Annotated in this window: 15 protein-coding genes and 2 tRNA genes; 4 read left to right on the top strand and 13 right to left on the bottom strand. The window is 67.1% G+C overall.

Features of this window, described 5'->3' with window-relative positions; all coding sequences use genetic code 11:
- Window positions 1-8: 8 nt before the first annotated feature.
- The 7 genes from RN607_RS03870 to RN607_RS03840 form a co-directional block, all read right to left on the bottom strand.
- Window positions 9-839, bottom strand: a complete 831-nt coding sequence (locus RN607_RS03870) for a hypothetical protein (RefSeq protein ID WP_313544458.1) — start codon at window positions 837-839, stop codon at window positions 9-11.
- Window positions 836-2,059: a toll/interleukin-1 receptor domain-containing protein gene (locus RN607_RS03865; RefSeq protein ID WP_313544456.1), complete on the bottom strand. Its 1,224-nt coding sequence runs from the start codon at window positions 2,057-2,059 to the stop codon at window positions 836-838. Before RN607_RS03865 ends, RN607_RS03870 begins: the two co-directional genes overlap by 4 nt.
- 44 nt (window positions 2,060-2,103) lie before the next feature.
- Entirely contained in the window at window positions 2,104-2,652 is a 549-nt protein-coding gene (locus RN607_RS03860) for a TIR domain-containing protein (RefSeq protein ID WP_313544454.1), read from the bottom strand.
- 15 nt (window positions 2,653-2,667) lie between these two features.
- Window positions 2,668-3,189 carry a hypothetical protein gene (locus tag RN607_RS03855; protein WP_313544452.1) on the bottom strand — a complete coding sequence of 174 codons (522 nt, stop codon included), beginning with the start codon at window positions 3,187-3,189 and terminating at the stop codon, window positions 2,668-2,670.
- Between the two features lie 8 nt (window positions 3,190-3,197).
- Window positions 3,198-4,064, bottom strand: a complete 867-nt coding sequence (locus tag RN607_RS03850) for an AAA family ATPase (RefSeq protein WP_313544450.1) — start codon at window positions 4,062-4,064, stop codon at window positions 3,198-3,200.
- Between the two features lie 152 nt (window positions 4,065-4,216).
- Window positions 4,217-6,634 carry a hypothetical protein gene (locus RN607_RS03845; RefSeq protein ID WP_313544448.1) on the bottom strand — a complete coding sequence of 806 codons (2,418 nt, stop codon included), beginning with the start codon at window positions 6,632-6,634 and terminating at the stop codon, window positions 4,217-4,219.
- 69 nt (window positions 6,635-6,703) lie between these two features.
- Window positions 6,704-7,945, bottom strand: a complete 1,242-nt coding sequence (locus RN607_RS03840; protein WP_313544446.1) for a hypothetical protein — start codon at window positions 7,943-7,945, stop codon at window positions 6,704-6,706.
- Between the two features lie 190 nt (window positions 7,946-8,135).
- On the opposite strand from RN607_RS03840, the gene RN607_RS03835 reads away from it, so the two are divergent.
- A complete protein-coding gene (locus tag RN607_RS03835) occupies window positions 8,136-9,344 on the top strand; it encodes an HIRAN domain-containing protein (RefSeq protein WP_313544444.1) in 1,209 nt (402 codons plus the stop codon).
- A 341-nt stretch (window positions 9,345-9,685) separates the two neighbouring features.
- Here the strand turns inward: RN607_RS03835 and RN607_RS03830 are convergent.
- Window positions 9,686-9,761: transfer RNA gene (locus tag RN607_RS03830), tRNA-Lys, on the bottom strand.
- Window positions 9,762-9,836: 75 nt separating this feature from the next.
- Window positions 9,837-13,562 carry an SCO7613 C-terminal domain-containing membrane protein gene (locus RN607_RS03825; protein WP_313544441.1) on the bottom strand — a complete coding sequence of 1,242 codons (3,726 nt, stop codon included), beginning with the start codon at window positions 13,560-13,562 and terminating at the stop codon, window positions 9,837-9,839.
- 134 nt (window positions 13,563-13,696) lie between these two features.
- On the opposite strand from RN607_RS03825, the gene RN607_RS03820 reads away from it, so the two are divergent.
- Window positions 13,697-14,167 (top strand): peroxiredoxin, encoded by a 471-nt coding sequence (locus RN607_RS03820; protein WP_313500021.1) that lies wholly within the window; start codon window positions 13,697-13,699, stop codon window positions 14,165-14,167.
- 6 nt (window positions 14,168-14,173) lie between these two features.
- On the opposite strand, the gene RN607_RS03815 is transcribed toward RN607_RS03820, so the two are convergent.
- A complete protein-coding gene (locus RN607_RS03815; RefSeq protein ID WP_313544439.1) occupies window positions 14,174-14,953 on the bottom strand; it encodes an EAL domain-containing protein in 780 nt (259 codons plus the stop codon).
- A 138-nt stretch (window positions 14,954-15,091) separates the two neighbouring features.
- Between RN607_RS03815 and RN607_RS03810 the strand changes: the two genes are divergently transcribed.
- Window positions 15,092-15,173 (top strand) — tRNA-Leu (locus RN607_RS03810).
- Between the two features lie 150 nt (window positions 15,174-15,323).
- On the opposite strand, the gene trxA is transcribed toward RN607_RS03810, so the two are convergent.
- Entirely contained in the window at window positions 15,324-15,692 is a 369-nt protein-coding gene (gene trxA / locus RN607_RS03805; protein ID WP_313500019.1) for a thioredoxin, read from the bottom strand.
- Between the two features lie 133 nt (window positions 15,693-15,825).
- On the opposite strand from trxA, the gene RN607_RS03800 reads away from it, so the two are divergent.
- Window positions 15,826-16,371: an NUDIX hydrolase family protein gene (locus tag RN607_RS03800; RefSeq protein ID WP_313500018.1), complete on the top strand. Its 546-nt coding sequence runs from the start codon at window positions 15,826-15,828 to the stop codon at window positions 16,369-16,371.
- A 39-nt stretch (window positions 16,372-16,410) separates the two neighbouring features.
- Here the strand turns inward: RN607_RS03800 and rdgB are convergent, their stop codons facing one another.
- On the bottom strand, window positions 16,411-17,034 hold the full coding sequence (gene rdgB / locus RN607_RS03795) for an RdgB/HAM1 family non-canonical purine NTP pyrophosphatase (RefSeq protein ID WP_313500017.1): 624 nt from the start codon (window positions 17,032-17,034) through the stop codon (window positions 16,411-16,413).
- A 4-nt stretch (window positions 17,035-17,038) separates the two neighbouring features.
- Window positions 17,039-17,767, bottom strand: coding sequence for a ribonuclease PH (gene rph / locus RN607_RS03790; protein ID WP_313500015.1), 729 nt, complete (start codon window positions 17,765-17,767; stop codon window positions 17,039-17,041).
- Window positions 17,768-17,828: the final 61 nt, after the last annotated feature.

Genomic DNA, 17,828 nt, shown 5'->3' with positions numbered 1-17,828 from the left:
TCCGATACTCAGTCCGCGAGGCCCGACAGAAGTCGTACCGCGGCAACTGCGATGTCAGCCGGCCTGTGGCTGTTCGTCAGGAGCCGCAGAAGTCCCTCGTCAAGGTCATACTCCGCGGACGATCCGTCCCGAGACTGCCGCAGCGCGTCAAGTGCGGCAGCGACCCTGGGATCGTCGGCATGCGCCGGAAAAACCTGTGGAAACCATCCGTCGACGGACTGAGGGTAGAGCTCACGCGCGACCGCGGCTGACGCACCTCCGTAGCCGCCCGCAGCAAGAAGCAATTTGTCGGCTTCAACCGTGAGTCGAGCTTCCTCGATGACACCGGGCTCGGTACCGGCGTAGTTCACGAGGCGACCCCCAACGATAAGTCGAGCCGTGGTCTCGCGCGCAACCCGCGCCCGCATCGCAGTGAGTGCTCTCGCCGCGTCAAGAGACCAATCGCTATCGAACGCGCTGCCGATCCCGACGGCATATCCGAGCTCCGTCACCAACGTCAGTTGGCCGACTTCGCCGAGCCTCCGATCGGCCCTGATCAAGTCGGACGCATTCAACTTGCGATACTCGGACTCGGGAAGTGCGATCTCCAGGACGGGACGCCCACCACCGAAGCGCTGAGCTTCATCAATGAGTATCTCCGTGTAGCCGCCGACACCGAGGTGGCCCCCGTACACGACGGTTCCCCCTGCAAGCATGATCGCTCTGCTCACCTCAGCAACAACCAGCCGACAGTGCTGCTCATTGAGTCCAAGACGCGCTAGGTCGGCGCTCTCGGAGACAGAAAGGGCGATTCTCCGAGATGAGAGCGCGTCCTGCGGGATGAGGGCCGGCTCGGTCATCTCTTGAGCTCTCCGCCGCGAGCGGCGAATGTCCGTGGAGTCAGGATGTCCACGTCAACCTTGAAGCCAGCCATCGCGCATAGTTCCAGCAGGACTTCGCGCTCGGCTTCGCCGAGCGGTGGGTCAGGGTGTATCACCCAGAGATGCTTGTCGTCCGGGGCAACCTCTTGGTGCGCAATCAACCAAGGGGCAAGAGTGGTCGGCTCGGGGGATTGGGCCGGAAGCCAGTCGAAGCCGTGGTCGGACAGATACGAAGTCTGCGCTCGCCAGAGGGTGTACTTGAGTGTCTCATCCACCAGCCGATTGAGAGCGCGTGCGACTCCAGGTCCGGGGTCACCCAAGTGACTCACTACTGACGGAACGTGGTCCATGAGGAAGGAGCCCCGCTCCTCACCCGCAGTCAGCGCATGCATGCAAACGACCGGCATGCCGCTGCGCTTCGCCGTGCAAACCTCGCGCTGAGTCCACTCACGGGCGGCGTACACATCGGTGCGAATCATCAGTAGCGCACTGCTGGCAGCGGCCTGCTCGAGCGTGTCGGCCCAAGCGTCACCGGGCTGAATGTCCTGCGCATCGAAGAAGGCCGACAGGTGCGAGCTCTGGATGAAGTCTCGTACGTGTTCGTACATCGCCGGACCTACATCCTTTGCCTCCGCTAGTGAACCATGCTTGGTGTGACTGACGAACACCGTCAGTCGCTCAGACAACCCCGCTCTCCCCCGGATCTGCTGAGATATCGCCTGTGCGAGCTCGCGTCCGAGCAACCCGCGGTCCCTGCTCACAGCCTGCGGAAGGCTCTGAACTTCACCAAGGATCGCGCCCACGACGCTGGTCTCCCAGTTCAGCCCTTCCGCAATGATCGGAAACACCCCGACGCCGTGATCCTTCCTCAGCCGGACTATCTCGTGAAGGTATGCATTCCACGGGTTACCTGGGTCGGCACCGGCGCGGAGCAGGTTCGCGTCGACAACAACCACGATCATGTTGAACTGTGCGGCGGGGAGACCCTCACAAAGAGGCTCTTCGATACCAAAAGGGCGTGGTGCGCTACCGTCTGTCCACGGCTCGCTGCGTCCGTACACTTCAACCGCTCCGCCTGCGAGACCGGAGAACGCTGGACTGTGGAAGTGCTCATGTATCTCAGTGAAGCGTTCGCGACCTTCGACATCGTCTGGATGCCAAACCACGAAAACGTCGAGAATCGGTGGCGCTACAGTCACTTGGAGCCGCTCCCCTCAAGTTGGTGTCTAGGAGTCATGCGATGTCACTCGCAGGAGCGGCTTCTTACCATCAGCCCGGTTGTCGAGCCGGTCGCTGGGTCTAGCGTGTCACGTCGAGCGACAGCGTCCTCCACCCATTGCGCAATAGTGCCGTCACTCGGAGCTGGAGGATAGAACCGCGCATAGCCCACGTCGACGCCGTTGTCCCTCTCGACATTGAGGTCCAGGCGCGGGGGCAGCTTCGACCAGCCGTTGTCCTGCGCGCCGGGCAACTGCACTGCGATAAGTCCACCGCGCTGGCTGTCATTGAAGTTTCGTAGCGTCGCCGCTATCTCCCAGTCCACGTAACGACGTGCCCAAGTGCACTTGCCTATGAGTACCACCGTGCATGACGTACCAGCGATCTTGTCCTCGCGGATCTTGCGCATGACGTAGTCGCTGTCACCGCTTTCGATGTGGTCAGCGAAGTCATCTCCGTACTCACTGAGACCGAGACTGCGAATCTCATTGAAGTACCCTCCGAAGCGCCTTCGCCAGATGTTCACTTCGAGTTCGTCGGCCTGGTGGAAGGACAGGAAGATGTTGCGTGCCATTTTGGAGCCTCTCGCCTAAAGCGCACTGCGCTCTGATAGCCCGACTTCGCCGAGGTCCTGGAGCCGGATCGTTGATTCGGACGGCGACTTGCGCCATTCGGGAGGATGACTGCCGTAACTGACTCCTACCTTGGGGCACAGTTCACTGTGCCGTGCCGGATCTGCTGTGATTTCGGTCGTGAAACGAACCCAGTAGTGCGGCGCGAGGCCCTGGTCACGGGCTCTTGCAGCGAAGCGCGCTCCCAAGATCGAGGCTTCAGGTGATGCAGTCCCGTCCCAGCCCGGAAGATCTGTTGAGAAGTCGAGCGTGGCGCGGTCAGAGTGAGCAGCCCAGTTGATCCGCGCTTCAACCTCGTACACGCGGTTGCCGTCGCGGCTCAGATAGAGACCGACCGCAGTCAACCACTTCTGGTTGACGCCGAAGCAGACCTTTGCGGTGGCTCCTTGGTCGATCCCGGCCGCGGTAAACAGCACGTCAACCTGGTCTACGAGAGCCTGTGCGCGCGTGTAGGCGTAGGAATACGTATACGTGCTCACGGCAATCCTCATCCCCCAACGTACGATTGCGTCGCGATCGAGCGCTCGTTCCAGACGCTCAGCGCAAGCGAGTGAATCTCCTCGGCCCGCAGATTGTTGTTCGCGAGTCTGCTCTCCAGTTCCCCTCGGGCAGTGCTTCGCGGTTGTATCAATGCCCCGAGCGACCCCGCTGCTCGACGCACTTCATCTTCCGCCGCTCGGGCGAGAATGTCCACGTACAAGTCGGAGAAGAAGGCGATTGGGGCATCGGGCAACTCTCGAAGGAGCAGCTCGATACTGCTTGGAGCAAGGACCGCGCCGAGGATTCCAGTCACGATTTCGAGGCGCTCTTCATGGGTGGGTAGCCACGGGAATGCGCGCATCCGCCCTGGCCTTCGAAGCGGGGGGTACACCTTCGACAGATCATTTCCAGTGATCACGACGGGCACGCGGCGGAGGCTCTTTCCGCCGGCTTGCGTTGGGCTGTCTGCCAAGTGCATGAGCTGAGCGAGGACCTGCTGATGATTCACCGTGGTCGTGCTTTGCGCCCACTCCCCGACTGTCGTATCGAAATCGTCGACCACAAGTGTGGCGGGGGTGCCCTCACCGATGCGGTGCCCCGCGTCCTCGTACTTCTCAAGCACGAGTTTCCCTGGCAACCCCGCGCGATCGCTCTCCAAGTCCGCCGCGTTAATTGAGATCGGCAGCACACCCGCCTGTTCCAACTGCCTGCGCAGCTGGAAACTCTTACCGTCACCGGGCCTACCGAATATCCCCAACACAAGTGGCCAAGACTCAATACCGGCGAAGTTGAAAACTAGGTGCTCATTGACGGCATGGGAAAATCGGTCCGGAATGGTCTGGCTCGACGTCGATCCTGGATCTGCGAAAGTCATATAGGGATGAGATCACAGACCTCTGACACAGGTGCCCCCGGACACGCCGCCGTCGGAGCACAACCAGGCGGTCAGGAAACTGTTGCTGCCATTGAGGCCCCCTCGGGTCGCTACCGAATGGACCGGACAAACGGACTCAACCAGGCGTTCTGTCAGCGCCGTCGGTCTCGACGCTCGCCTCGGAGCCTGCGCGTCGATCGTCGCGCGGACGGGGGCAGGCTCGCGTTTGCCGCGAGAGCCGCGTCAAGGCCCAGTTCAGCGGCGGCCGCAAAGTTGTCGACTCCCGACGTGGCGGGATCGGAGACGTAGCGGACAGCGATGACCGCGCCTCGTGCGCTGTACATGACTCCCAGCGCGCGATCAGCACCGAACTGTGCGGCCTTGGCTGACGCGTACTTGTCGAGGGCGTCGAGCGCGTACGGGAAGTCTCCTTGCGTCGGGCACGTGAACACCGCCAGAAGAGGGAAACCCCAGGGGTTCGGCTGGACGATGGCCAAGTTGTGCGAGCGGCCGTCTGCTCGCGTCGCCTGGAGCACCCGCTTGATCGAGCCGGCGACGTGCACCTGCATGTGCATTGAGAGGTTGAGGAGGTCCGCCGACGCGCGCAGCCAACCTGGTTTGAAGCCGGCCAGAAGGAAGTCGACGATCTTGAGAATCCGTGGGTTCGCGCGGAAGGTCGGCTTGGGAAACGTGCTGTAGGCCCACTTCTCGAATTGGCTCTCCCAGGCGTCGAGCGGCTGGGTGTAGGTACTGATGACCGTCGGCGCGGTGTCGAGCCTGTACTGGTCGAGCTGGGCCTGCGTAGGCGGATCGATATGCGGGCACTTCTCGTGGAGTTCCGTCGGGTCGGTCGGGGTGACGAGGTCGCCAGCGAGGAACGCCATCAGCATGTCGAGTTCGTCGAGGGCGGAGCACTTCAGGGCGACCGCGCGTTCGGTGCGGCGTCGTAGGTACAGCAGGAACTCTGCGGGACGGTCGAGGACGTCGGCGATGACCGCGAGGTCGTGCAGGGATGTCACCCAGGCGAAGCGGTCGCTGCTGATCACGTTGGCGCGGACGAGCTCGCTGCCTGCGGCCGCGAGCGGTGCGACGTGATCGAGGGAGACGACGATGGAGCGGATCTCTCGGATCTGTGACAGGTCTAGCCAGGTACGGTTTCCGAGCCATAGGCCACCGTTGACTTCGATCAGTTCCTCAAGGCGCGAGGCCTGACGGACTCCGTCGCCCACGATCTGCTTGAGGTCTCGGGTGAGGCGCTGTACGTGACCAGCTTTCGCTTGGACGGACACCGAGCGGCCCTTGGCTTCCACACACAAGGCGACGTCCTCGACGACGTAGAGCGCATCCGCCTCCGCCGTTTCACCGACCTTCGCCGGGTCGGCGCAGGATCGCCCCAGCGCGGTGGCAGGCATTCCGTCCTTGGGGAAGTAGTACTCCACGTTCGTGTGGGCAGGGTCGCTCCGGATCAGCTGGCTGATGTGGCGTACCGCTTCGCGCTCACACACTGCACCACGGTGACGCTGGAACTTTCTCCACGTCTTCGCGTCTGCCTTCAGTGGATCTTCGAGGTGCAGTCTCAGCGAGCCTGAGCCGAGTGGGAGCCCGATCGAGGCATACGTTTCGCCGTGCTTGAGCAGTTGCTTGCCTCGTACCGGCTCCGTCGCGTCGAGGTGGTGCTGCAGGAGGCTGATGCCCACGTCGTCTGCCGCGAGTTCGATAGCGAAGGCGTCCATGATCGCGCCGACGACGGCAACAGGAAGCCGTGCTCGGGCCGCGACCTCGCACGCTGTCACGGAACACCGCTGAGCGGGCCGCGCCGTCAGGTGGCTCGGAGATGTCACGTGATCCCACAGCCGCTCGAATGGAACGCGCCCGTCGTCGTCGGGGGTTGGGTCAGGAACGCCTTGGAGGGACGCGTTGAAGCGCTCGTTGAGGATCTCGGTGATCGTGTCGCGCACGATGATGGCCTCGGCGTACGTGAAGCCCGCGGTGTTGCGTAGGTCTTCGTCGAATCCGTCGAAGATGTCTCGCTCGATCTGGTCCGTGTAGTGCGGGTAGCCCAGGACGTGCACGGACAGTTGCTGATGGGCGTAGTCGGCAGCGAGTTTGGACAGCGATCCGTGCTGTTCCCGTTCTGCGAGCTCGCTCGTGACCGCGCCGGCGGCGACGAGAATCTGGACGGCCATCTTGTGGATCAGTGGGATGTCAGCGGCCAAGGCGTGTGCTGGCAGGGGACGTTCCGGCTCCCTGTAGCCGCGACCTGCCATCAAGGTCGCAACGACCTGGAACGCGCCTGCGATGCCGTCGACCGCTGCGGTCAGTGCTCCGTTGACCACGAAGCCTTGGACGTACATGCGCAGGAGCTCGACGACGTCGAACGCGTCTGCGTCGGCAGTGAGACGCCGGATCTCTCCAGACTGCGCCTCAATGAAGGAGGGCATGCGATTCACGTATTCGGCATGGTTCTCGCCTTCGAGGCGCATCTCCGCCAAGAGCGCCATGTGGCGCTCCACGACTGGCGCTTCATTGACGGGATCAGCGAAGAAGCGAATCACCTCGGGCTCATCCACGCGTGCACCCCCCTTTGACCTGCACTGATGCCTCGAACAGTAGCGGTCGACTGCGACGAGAGCCGTTGCTCAATCCCAGAAGCTGCCTTCGGCTGCGAACGCCAACGGCCCAACCCAGTCCGCTGCAGGCGGGAAGCCGGAAGGGGCGTTGCCGCCCTCGTAGTGCCATTCCTCGTGTGGGATCTCCGCAGCCCCGATCCCGACGTAGCGGCCGTCCGACATCTGCCGCCACGCACGCCAGGCCTTGCCGTCCGGTGAGACCTCGTGGCCGATGCTGTGGTCGTCGGGCAGGCCCTTCTTGACGAAGTCCTTGTCGAGGATGTCGATCAGGTCAGGCCGGTATGTTCCTTCGCGTCTTCGATGCCAGCCCATGTGGCAGGTCGAGATCCATGTGAGCACGTCTCTCGTCGCCTTCGCTTCGGCTTGCGCGGGCGGCAGCGGACGTTCCTTCTCGTCTTGCTCGGCACGCCACACGCGATACTCCGCCACCGAGCTGCGCACGCTCTCGACGCGGCCCATGCGGATCATCGTGTTCATGTTGACGCGCCCTACCTGGGTCGTGCGTGGCCCGCAGGCCAGCAGCAGCGCAAGCCTGGCCCGCCGTCGCTGCCTAGGTGTGAGCTTCGCGATCTTGAGGTACACGAAGGCCTTCTCGTACGCCATCATCAGCGACAGCGGCCACAGGAACAGCGCTGCTGCGACGGTCATCCATATGGGCAGGAAGGTTCCCCTGCCGAGGCCGAGCCAGTCCATGTCACCTGCGCGGATGTCTCCAACGAGATGCACGAGCGAGAATCCCAGAATCGCCAGAGCCACAACGCCGACAAGGATATTGCTGCCGGTGGCGACGGCCTTGGTCTCGTCCTTGCGTGCGGCGACGGCGCTGAGCATCACCAGGAATCCGATCGCGCCCTGCAGGAGGAACTCCCAGCCCAGCGGGAAACTGTACAAGTCGGCGAGGACCCCGAGGAGCGCCAGGCCCCCGATCGTGCCTGCGATCACGCGTCGATAGTGAGCCTTGTTCTTGATCGCATCATTCGAACTGAGAAACAAGCCAAGCGCTGAGGTAAGGAACCAGAAGATCGTGGGGCCGATCAGGCTCCAATCCCACCAGCCGAGCTTCGCGGCTGACCACGTCACTGCCGCCATGTAGGCGGTGAAGGTTGTCAGCGGGACAAGGATCTTCCAGGCGACCAGCTGCTTGACCAAGCCTGGGAGCACCTTGCGCGCTCCGGGCGTCGCGAGGACTGCGACGGCGATGACCGCGATCCACAGCGCGAGCGCGGTCTCACGGTTGGACAGCCCAAGCATGTGCGCACCTCGATTCCCTCAACACCGCCGATGTCCGGCTGCAACGCCGAGCGTATCGCCCCGGACTGACACGCAGTACTGACGCGAGCCGATGTCTGCCTGGGCAGTCGCGCCAACGCCGACGCCCCTTCCCAACTGTGAGACCCGTGGCTATGGTGCGAAGTGGGGACAACACACTGAGGGGCACGTGATGACTGAGGGGCAGGTAGCGCCACGCGCGGGCTGGTACACGACTGAGTCGCGCGGGCAGGTGCGTTTCTGGGATGGCAACGACTGGACCGAGCATCACCAGCGGGTCGATGGGCTTCCAGATGCCCGGTCGGGCAGCACCGGCTCATCCCGAGGGGTCGCCCTGTGGATCGGGATCGTCTTGGTCCTCGGTGGGATGATGAACCTCTCGAGCGAGGACGGCCCGGGCGGTGCTCTCGTCGCGATCGTCTTGGGTCTCATCGCGGGCTCTGTGTGGTACCTCGCGCGGCGCAATGCGAAGCAGCGCGAAGCCGCCGAGGCGGCACTGCCGTTCCAGCCCGTCCACATCTCCACGACCCCGGATGGCAACCACCTCGCACCGCCACCGATAGGGGAAGCGCTTGAGCCGTGGGGCGCGTGCCGCGACCAACTCGAGGTCGTCGGCGAGTCCTACCACCCCGACGCATTCATCGCCCTGTTCGGCGGACGCATCCCCACGGATTCCAACGGCGGCCAGATCAACGACGTCGCGGCGATCGTGCCCGACTTCGACAACCCCCACGACTCGCACGCTGTCGCAGTGTGGGTGCGCGGGCAGCACGTCGGGTACTTCGATCGCGACACGGCCCGCAGGTGGGCGCCACTGCTGGCCAAAGTGGAGCGGGCCGGGGGCTACCTCGAGGTCCCAGTAAGGGTCTGGGCGGCTGTCCGCCAGAGCGGCTGGAAAGCCCGCGTGACCGTCAGACTTCCGCGTCCCGACGAGATCGCGCCGGCCAACCAACCGCCGAGTGAAGGCGTTGTCCTGCCGCGTGGCGCGAAGATCCAGGTGACAAAGGAAGAGGACCACATGGATGTCCTCACGAAGTACACCAATGGCGACACGGTCACGATGGCGGTCACGCTCCACGCGATCCACGAGATCCGCGCACGCTCAGCGACCGAGACAGTCGAGGTGCGCATCGATGGGGAGCGCGTCGGCATCCTCTCCCCCACCCAGTCGGCGAACCTGCTGCCGCTAGTGAAGTTCGTCGAAGAGCGCGGACAGACAGCGGTAGCGCACGCGGGCCTGAGGGGCAACGCCCTCAAGGCAGACGTCACGCTCGACACGCTGAAGGCTCAGGACGTGTCCGAGGAGTGGCTCGCATCGCTCGGCCCGAAGACCGTCGACCTTAACCGACCCACGCGCGCAACCTACGAGTGGGACGACTAGGAGGAAGCGACGCGCCCGCCCGTTTGGATCTGCCGATCCGCATCGCAGGCAAGCTTGGCCCCTCCAAGGACAGGCCCGAGAGGCCGGCGCCGCCCGGCAAGTTTGCCAGGGCCGCGTAAACCCGCAAGCCGACACCGAACTTCACAAGAAACGACGCCGGGGTGGCGGAGCCATGTGCTCCGCCATCCCGGCGTGCTCGTTTCCGCAGCAATCAGGCCGCGATCCCCCGCAGATACGACTAAGGGCGGCCCCGCCACCCGTCTAGAGTGACCGAACCGCCCTGAATCTTGACTCATCTTCCCAATCGCGAATTCTTGCGATTCCAATCGAGAAGATGCCGTTGGTACGCCCCCAGGGACTTGAACCCTGAACCCACTGATTAAGAGTCAGTTGCTCTGCCAATTGAGCTAGAGGCGCTCGTGCGCGAGAAACAACAATAGCAGGTGATCGTAGATACGTGAAATCGACCAGAGAGCCGCGTGGACGCGGCCGTCAGCGCAGCTCCTTGAGCCTCTCGTACGTCGCCGCGAGCGCGATCAGCACCGCCCCGACGACCGCGAACGAGACCCACCTGGGCAGCAGCTGGTCCGCGACGAGCAGTTGTGCGAGCGCGACCGCGATGGCCGTCGAGGCTGCCGCGACGGCGGGTGCGAGCCAACGGAGCAGCACTGTGGCGAAGGCCAGGAAGGCGATCGCCACAGTGAGCAGCAAGGTGCGCACCAGCGCGCCCGGCTGGATCGCCAGCGCGATCACGCTGGGCACGATCGCGAGCGCCAGCCCGCCGCCGACGGCTGTGACGCTCGGCACCTGGACGTCCCTCCGCATCCACGCGACACCCTCGGCGATCGCCCAGACAGCGGGCGCCAGCGTGTAGGCCTCGAGCGTGTCGATCCCCGCGCTCACGAGCAGCAGACCGATTCCTGCTGTTGCGAAGATCCCTGCGATCCACCGCGCGATGAGACCCACCTCCGGGCGCAGCACCAGCCACGCCGCGGATGCGACGAGCGAGGTGAGACCCGCGTACGTGAGACTGTGCATGTCGATTGCGGCGCCGGCGGCCAGCACGGAGATCACCGACAGCCCTGTCACCGCGTGATCGCGCACCAGCAGGCGCAGCCGAAGCAACGCCGACAGGCCCGCGCCGTAGGTGCCGACCGCGAGCGCGGGAGCGAGCGGCGAGGCATCGGCGCCTACGCACGCGAGCCACGCTGACAGTGAAAGAGCGAGCAGGCTCGAATGGGCGAGCCACGACCTGCGTGCGTGGTCGCGACGCGCGAGGACGGCGAGCACCAACGCCAGTGCGAGCATCACCCCTGACATCGGCCACGCGTGCGGCCCCGCCCACGGCACAGCCACGGCCGCGAGGACGAAGGAGTGCCGCGCGCGCAGGCCGAACCGGGTAGGCACCAGCACGCTCCCGATCGCGGCGACCGCGGCGATGACCCACGCCAGCGACGCAGGAAGGGCGGCGAGCGACCCGATGAGAAGCGCCACGACGATCCACACGCGCTGGAGCCGGCCCCAGGGGGTCGCCATGACGCCGGTGCCGATCGCCGCCGCGAGCAGCACAGGCGTGAGGCTCCAGCTCGCGGTCGCCCCGCGATCCCAGGGCGCGAGCAGTCGCAGCATCCAGTCGCCGCCGGCGAGCACGATGGCTGGCAGGGTCACCAATGCGGACGTGACGAGTCCGAGCGCGGCACGCCGAGCGACGCGGCGAGGGAGCATGGTGAGCACCCACGAGGCGGCGGCGCCCATGGCTGCGGCAGTCAGGCTTGTCACGTCGAGCCTGCCCCACGCCTCGGTCACGAGCGCTGCCGGAAGCAGCGGCAGCACCGCGACGACGAACGGCACCGTCACGGTCGCACGCCATCGCGCGCCGAGGATGAGCGCGACGGAGGCCAGACTGACGACGAGCGCGCCCCGCCAGCCGACGACGGCGCCTTCGGCGATCGCCATGAGCACCATGACGGCGAGCATCGATGTCCAGATGCTGGCACCCAGGAATGCTGCGAGGCGAGCGGCGGGAGCGTCCCACCACCACGCCGATGCCGCGACCACGAGCGACGTCCCCACACCGACGGCAGCGACCGCCGTGAGCACCATGCCGCCTGCGTCGCAGGCGAGCACCACCTGCATCGCGGCGGCGAGGAGCGCAGCCACGCCCGCGATCTCGATCGCGGCCCTGAGATCTGCGCGGCCGGCACGCGGCAGCGCGCGAGCCCGTGCTCGTGGCCTCGCGGAAGCGGCCGCGAGCACACCCGCGACCATCGTGACGCCGAGTGCGGGGTGCGTGAGCGTCGGCTCCCTCTCGCCGCTCGAGACCGCCCACGCGGCGAGCTGGGAGACGGTGACCAGTCCCGCGATGCAGACGGCGAGGAGCGCGGGGACTGCACCGGGCAGCGCCCAGAGGCGCCGGATCGACGACATCCGGGACGCGATCCACGCCAGCACCGTGCCGGAGAGTGCCAGGGCGGCCATCGCCCACCCTGCATCGGCGGTCAGCCTCAGCACGGTCGCCGCCACGCCCAGCGACGGCAGCGCGAACGCGAGGGATCCAAGGGCGCGCGGGAACCATCGCGCCAGCCCTGCGGCAAGAGCCACAGGCACCGCCAGCGCAAGTGCCGAGACCTCCGTCGAGGACCCTGCGTCAGCCCATGCCGCGACCGCGAGCAGGCCGCCAACACCGCCGAGCGCGACTGCCACGACCGAGATGAGCCGGCGCGCGGGGCCGGACTGCCAGGCACGCGCCACGCCCGCACCGGCGACGGCCACGAGCACGGTCGCCACCGAGAGGCCGGCGGCCGTGGGCTCTGGCCGCAGCTCGACTGCGATGGGCGGCAGGAGGGCGACCAGAAGCACAGCGCCGCCGAAGACCACCCCGTCGGCCTGCGGCGCGTCCCAGCCGCGTATCACCAGGGTCGCGAGCGCGGCGCACACGAGCCCGGCGAGCAGCATCCCGGGCTCCTGCGTGAGCGCCGCCTCCGTGCCATCGTTGCCGAGCGCGACGACCGAGTCACCGAGGACGCCCAGGGCTGCGATGCCCGTGCCGACAGCGGCAGGGAGCAGCCCTCTGAGGATCGCGATCCGATGCTCAGGGAACCGGAGCCCGCCCGCGAGCGCCGCGGAGGCGAGCGCCGCCACGAGGATCATCGCCGCACCCGGGTCGGGCAGGGCCGACGCCATGGCAGCGCCGACGCCGGTGGCGACCGCCACGGCGGGCATCGCGGCGATGGCGGGCAGCCACGCCACCATGCCGACGCCGACAGCCGCGGGAAGCCACGCCCACGCGATCTGGGCGTCTCCCCAGCCCAGCAGCACGGCGCCGAGGGCGATCACGGGAACGAGCCCCACGGATGCATGCTCGAGAGCCGTGCGCGGGGTGCCGTCGAGCCATCGTCGCGACAGGAGCGCCAATGCCGCAGCGGCGCCGCTTCCCCAGACCGTCCATCCGACGACCCCGTGCTCGAAGCCTCCGGCGAATGCCGCGCCCAGGCCTGCGACCGCGAGAGCCACGGCGGACGTTGCGGCGACCCACGCGATGCCGCGACGCGCGAGCGCTGTGCCTGCCGCCCCGGCCGCCAGGGCGGCGACCGCTGTCGTGAAGGGCCCCAGCACCGTCAGCGCCCGCGCGAGCGCGACCACGGCGGTGCCGGCGAACGCCATGGACACCACGCCCACGGCGCCCGCCGAGACTCCGAGACCTCGTCGCGTCAACCAGTCGGCGAGCCAGCCTGTGGCTGCGGCGAGCACGAGCAGCAGCAACGCCTGCGCGGGCGGGAAGAACGTGTCCCAGGTGACGGCCACGAACACCACTGCTGAGGCGATCAGCAGCGTGGCGCCGGCCAGACCGAGCAGCATGGGTGCGGTGAGCGAGTCCCGGAGGGTGCTGCGACGGCGGGGCGAACCCGGACGCACGACAGGTGAAGGAGGTCGAGCCGCAGGGCCTGCCGCGACCTGGGGGGCCGCCGTCACGCGCGTCTGATTGAGCGCGGCCCATGACGCCTTCCGGGCGGCGAGCACGAGCTGCCACCGCACCGCGAGCGCGTCGTACTCGGCGCGGAAGGCTGCGATCTGCGCGTCGAGCTCGACGATCTGCGCGAACGCGGGATCCCTGAGGTCCGCGTGACACCTGCGGCAGCGGAGCTCCGCCCCGGGGTCGCACGGCTCTGTGCAGATCGGGCATCGCGCCTGGTGCCCAGCCACCTCGTCGTCGGTCATGGTCCCCTCGTTCCCCTCACCCTGCCCCGGCGCCAGAGTAGCGGCACACGCGAGGCGCGGCCGGGAGCCGAGCACGGATGTGGACGTCGCACACGGTTCGGAATCCTGTGCACGCCGGTAGCGTTGGCACCACCATGAGCGACATCCGACTGAGCAAGGGCGACGCCGCCCCGGACTTCACCGCAGCGACCGACCAGGGCACCTTCACCCTGGCCGAGCACCGCGGGGAGCACGTCATCCTGTACTTCTACCCGGCCGCGATGACTCCGGGCTGCACCACCGAGGCCTGCGACTTCCGCGACTCCCTCAGCGCGTTGAATGCCGCCGGCTACACCGTGGTCGGCATCTCGAAGGACTCGCCTGCGAAGCTCGCGGAGTTCCGCGAGAAGGAGGGTCTCACCTTCACGCTCGTGTCCGACGAGGACCGTGCCATCCAGGAGGCGTACGGCGCCTGGGGCGAGAAGAACAACTATGGCAAGACGATCGTCGGCTCGATCCGGTCGACGGTGGTGGTCGGCCCGGACGGTGCCGTCGAGCTGGCGCAGTACAACGTGAAGGCCACCGGTCACGTCGCCAAGCTGCGCCGTGACCTGGCGATCGCCTGACCGCCGCTACGCGGCCGTGATGCGCGCGAGGGCGTGCACGGCGACAGGGTCGGGAGCCGGCCACGGCGGACCCGGCGGGGCCAGCAGATAGCCCTGGGCGTAGGGCACGCCGCAGTCGATCAGGCGGCGCGCGTCATCGAGGCTCTCGACGCCTTCGGCGACGAGCACCGCTCCCGCGTGGCGGGCGAGCGTCCCGAGCCGGTCGATGGCGATCTCCTGGTCGGGTGACGCCGCCAGGCCGGAGACGATGCTGCGATCGAGCTTGAGCGTGACGGGGTCCAGGAACGCGATCTTCTCGAGAGCCGCGTAGCCGGTGCCGGCGTCGTCGATCGCCATCCTGGCCCCGCGGGCGCGCAGCTCCGTGACCGTGGGCCCCACCTCGCTCCAGCTCCACGGGGCGTGCTCGGTGAGCTCGATGACGACGCCGGTGAGGTCGCCGTGATCGAGCAGCACCTCGCGCGTCTGGGGCGAGGCGATCGCGTCGGGCTCCACGTTGACGCCCAGCAGCGCGCCTCCGGGCAGGCGCGGGGCGAGGCTCAGCACCTCGCGCAGCACAGCCGCCTGCAGCTCCCCCACCTGCCCCCGCTCTCGCGCCCGGGCGAACCAGACGACGGGGCCTGCCCCGCCCGCCTGGGGGTTGTCGAAGCGGGCGAACGCCTCGTACGACATCACCCTGCCGGTGGTCAGCTCGACCACCGGCTGCACATGCACCTTCACGCCGACGCCCGCGAAGGCATCGTCGAGCATCGCCGTCCAGCGCGCGTCGAACCTGTTCGTCGAATGCATCGTCCCTCCACCCCCGTGACCTCGACGTTCTCACTTCAGGAGACGGACAGAGGCGGTCACTATGACGCGGATGGCATGGAAGGACGTGCCCAGCAAGCCGTCGAGCAGTCGCGCCGTGCGCCCGTACACTGGCGTCGCGCGCGAGTGGCGGAATTGGCAGACGCGCTGGATTTAGGTTCCAGTGTCCTCGGACGTGGGGGTTCAAGTCCCCCCTCGCGCACCGTGGCGCTCGGGCGTCGGCTGCTCAGGGCGAGCCGATGCCGCGAGGGCTCGTCTCACCGAGCATGACGACGCGCGGGCCGACCGGGAGGGTCGACCCGCGCGCGAGGTCTGGGATCGGGCTCACGCCCGACGCGTCGTGGAGCCGGGCTCAGGCCTGGGACTCGTGCTCTGCGATCTTCTGGCGGACCTCGTCCATGTCGAGGCCCTCGACGGCGTCGACGAGCTGCTTCAGCGCGGGGCCAGGGAGCGCGCCGGCCTGGTTGAACACCATGATGCCGTCACGGAAGGCCATCAGCGTGGGGATCGCGGTGATCCCGTACTTGATGCTCAGCTCCTGGTGCTCCTCGGTGTCGACCTTGGCGTGCACGATGTCGCCGTGCTCCTTCGAGGACTCCTCGAAGATCGGCGCGAAGCGCTTGCACGGGCCGCACCAGTCGGCCCAGAAGTCGACGAGGACGATGCCGTCCTTCGCGACGGTCTCTTCGAACGTGTCGGTGGTCAGGTTGACGGTAGCCATGATTCCTCTCTCGGCATTAATACCCTGGGGGGTATCTTAACGCACTCGGCTCGGCTTTCATTTCCCAGCTCTCAGGTTGTCACGCCCGGCGCGCATGTGCGAGGCACACGCCCGGGCGCGGTAGAAAAGACTCATGACGGATATGGCCGAACTGCCTTCCGAGCCCTCGGGCTGGCTCAGCGACAGAGAGCTGAACCACGTCCGCAGCGAGCTTCCCTTGCTGTACGTCAACGCGATCCCCGTCCGGATCAATCCCCGAGGCGAGCTCACGCACGTAGGACTCCTCCTCAGAGCCGACGACGACGGCGTCATCTCGCGCGCCATCGTCGCAGGCCGCGTGATGTACCACGAGACCATCCGCGACGCGCTGGTGCGCAACCTCGAGAAGGACCTGGGCGCCGTCGCGCTCCCCCGGCTCCCGCTCGACCCCGCGCCGTTCAGCGTCGCCGAGTACTTCCCGACCCGTGGCATCACCAAGTACCACGACTCCCGGCAGCACGCCGTCGCCCTCGCCTTCGTGGTACCCGTGGACGGCGACTGCGAGCCCAGCCAGAACGCGCTCGACATCGCCTGGTTCACCCCCGAGGAAGCAGCCTCGGAGGACATCGCCGGCGAGATGATGGGCGGCCAGGAGGCGCTCCTCAAGCAGGCGCTCGCCTTCTGCGGCGTCCTGCCCTGACCCACACCCTCAGCGCGGCAGCAATGCCGCCCTGCACCCTCAGCGCGGCAGCAATGCCGCGACGTGCGGCGCGAGGGCGCGGAACGCCGCTCCACGGTGCGAGATCGCATTCTTGACCTCGGGGTCCAGCTCGGCGTTGGTGACGCTCTGGCCGCAGGCGATGAAGATCGGGTCGTAGCCGAAGCCCCGTGCGCCCGCCGGCTCGCGCGTGAGCTTGCCACCCATGATCCCCATCTCCGTGATCTCGCGACCGTCCGGGTGCACCATGACCGCGGCGCAGACGAAAGCCGCCTGCCGGTTGGCGTCAGGGATGTCCTCCATCTGCGCGAGCAGGAGCTCGAGGTTCTCCCTGTCCGCACCGTGACGACCGCTCCACAGCGCGGAGAAGATGCCCGGCGCGCCGCCCATCACGTCCACGCTCAGACCGGAGTCGTCGGCGATCGCTGGCAGCCCCGTGAGCCGCGACAGCTCCCGCGCCTTGATGAGCGCGTTCTGCTCGTAGGAGATGCCCGACTCCACCGGGGCAGGGGCACCCGCCTCCGCGGCGCTCAAGAGGTGACCACGCTCGAGGCCCGGCACCCGCTCGCGCAGGATGGAGTAGACCTCGTCGATCTTGTGGGCGTTGTGGGTCGCGAACGCGACGATCGGGCGGGTCTCGCTCATCGGCTCAGCCCTCCAGGGCCTTCCGCTGCAGTTCCGCGAGCTCCAGGTTGCCCAGGGTCGCGAGCTCCAGGAGCGCGTCCAGCTCGGCCTTGCTGAACGGCTTGCCCTCGGCCGTTCCCTGCACCTCGACGAAGCCGCCATCGCCGGTCATGACCACGTTCATGTCCGTCTCCGCACGCACGTCCTCGACGTACGGCAGGTCGAGCATCGGCGTACCGTCGATGATGCCCACGGAGATCGCGGACACGGAGCCGGTCAGCGGCCTGGCACCCGCAGCGATGGCACCGTTCGCACGGCCCCATGCGATCGCGTCCGCCAGCGCCACGTATGCGCCCGTGATGGCCGCGGTCCGCGTGCCGCCGTCGGCGTCGATCACATCGCAGTCGAGCACGATCGTGTTCTCGCCGAGCGCCTTCACATCCACCACCGCGCGCAGCGAGCGGCCGATGAGCCGCGAGATCTCCATGGTGCGACCGCCGATCTTGCCACGCACGCTCTCACGATCGTTGCGGGTGTTGGTCGCCCGGGGAAGCATCGCGTACTCGGCGGTGACCCAGCCTTCGCCGGAGCCCTTCTTCCACCGCGGCACTCCCACGGTGAACGACGCGGAGCACAGCACGCGGGTCCCTCCGAACGTCACCAGGCACGAGCCCTCGGCGTTCGTCTGGAACCCTCGCTCGAGAGTCACGGGTCGGAGCTGGTCCGGGCGGCGTCCATCGGCGCGATCAGTCATGCCACCCGAGACTACCCGCCCTGAACGTCCGCTCCGGACGCCTCCCACGAGGCCGACGACG

The sequence above is a fragment of the Demequina capsici genome, assembly GCF_032102965.1.
Lineage (GTDB): Bacteria > Actinomycetota > Actinomycetes > Actinomycetales > Demequinaceae > Demequina > Demequina capsici.
This window is presented reverse-complemented; position numbering and strand designations above follow the sequence as displayed.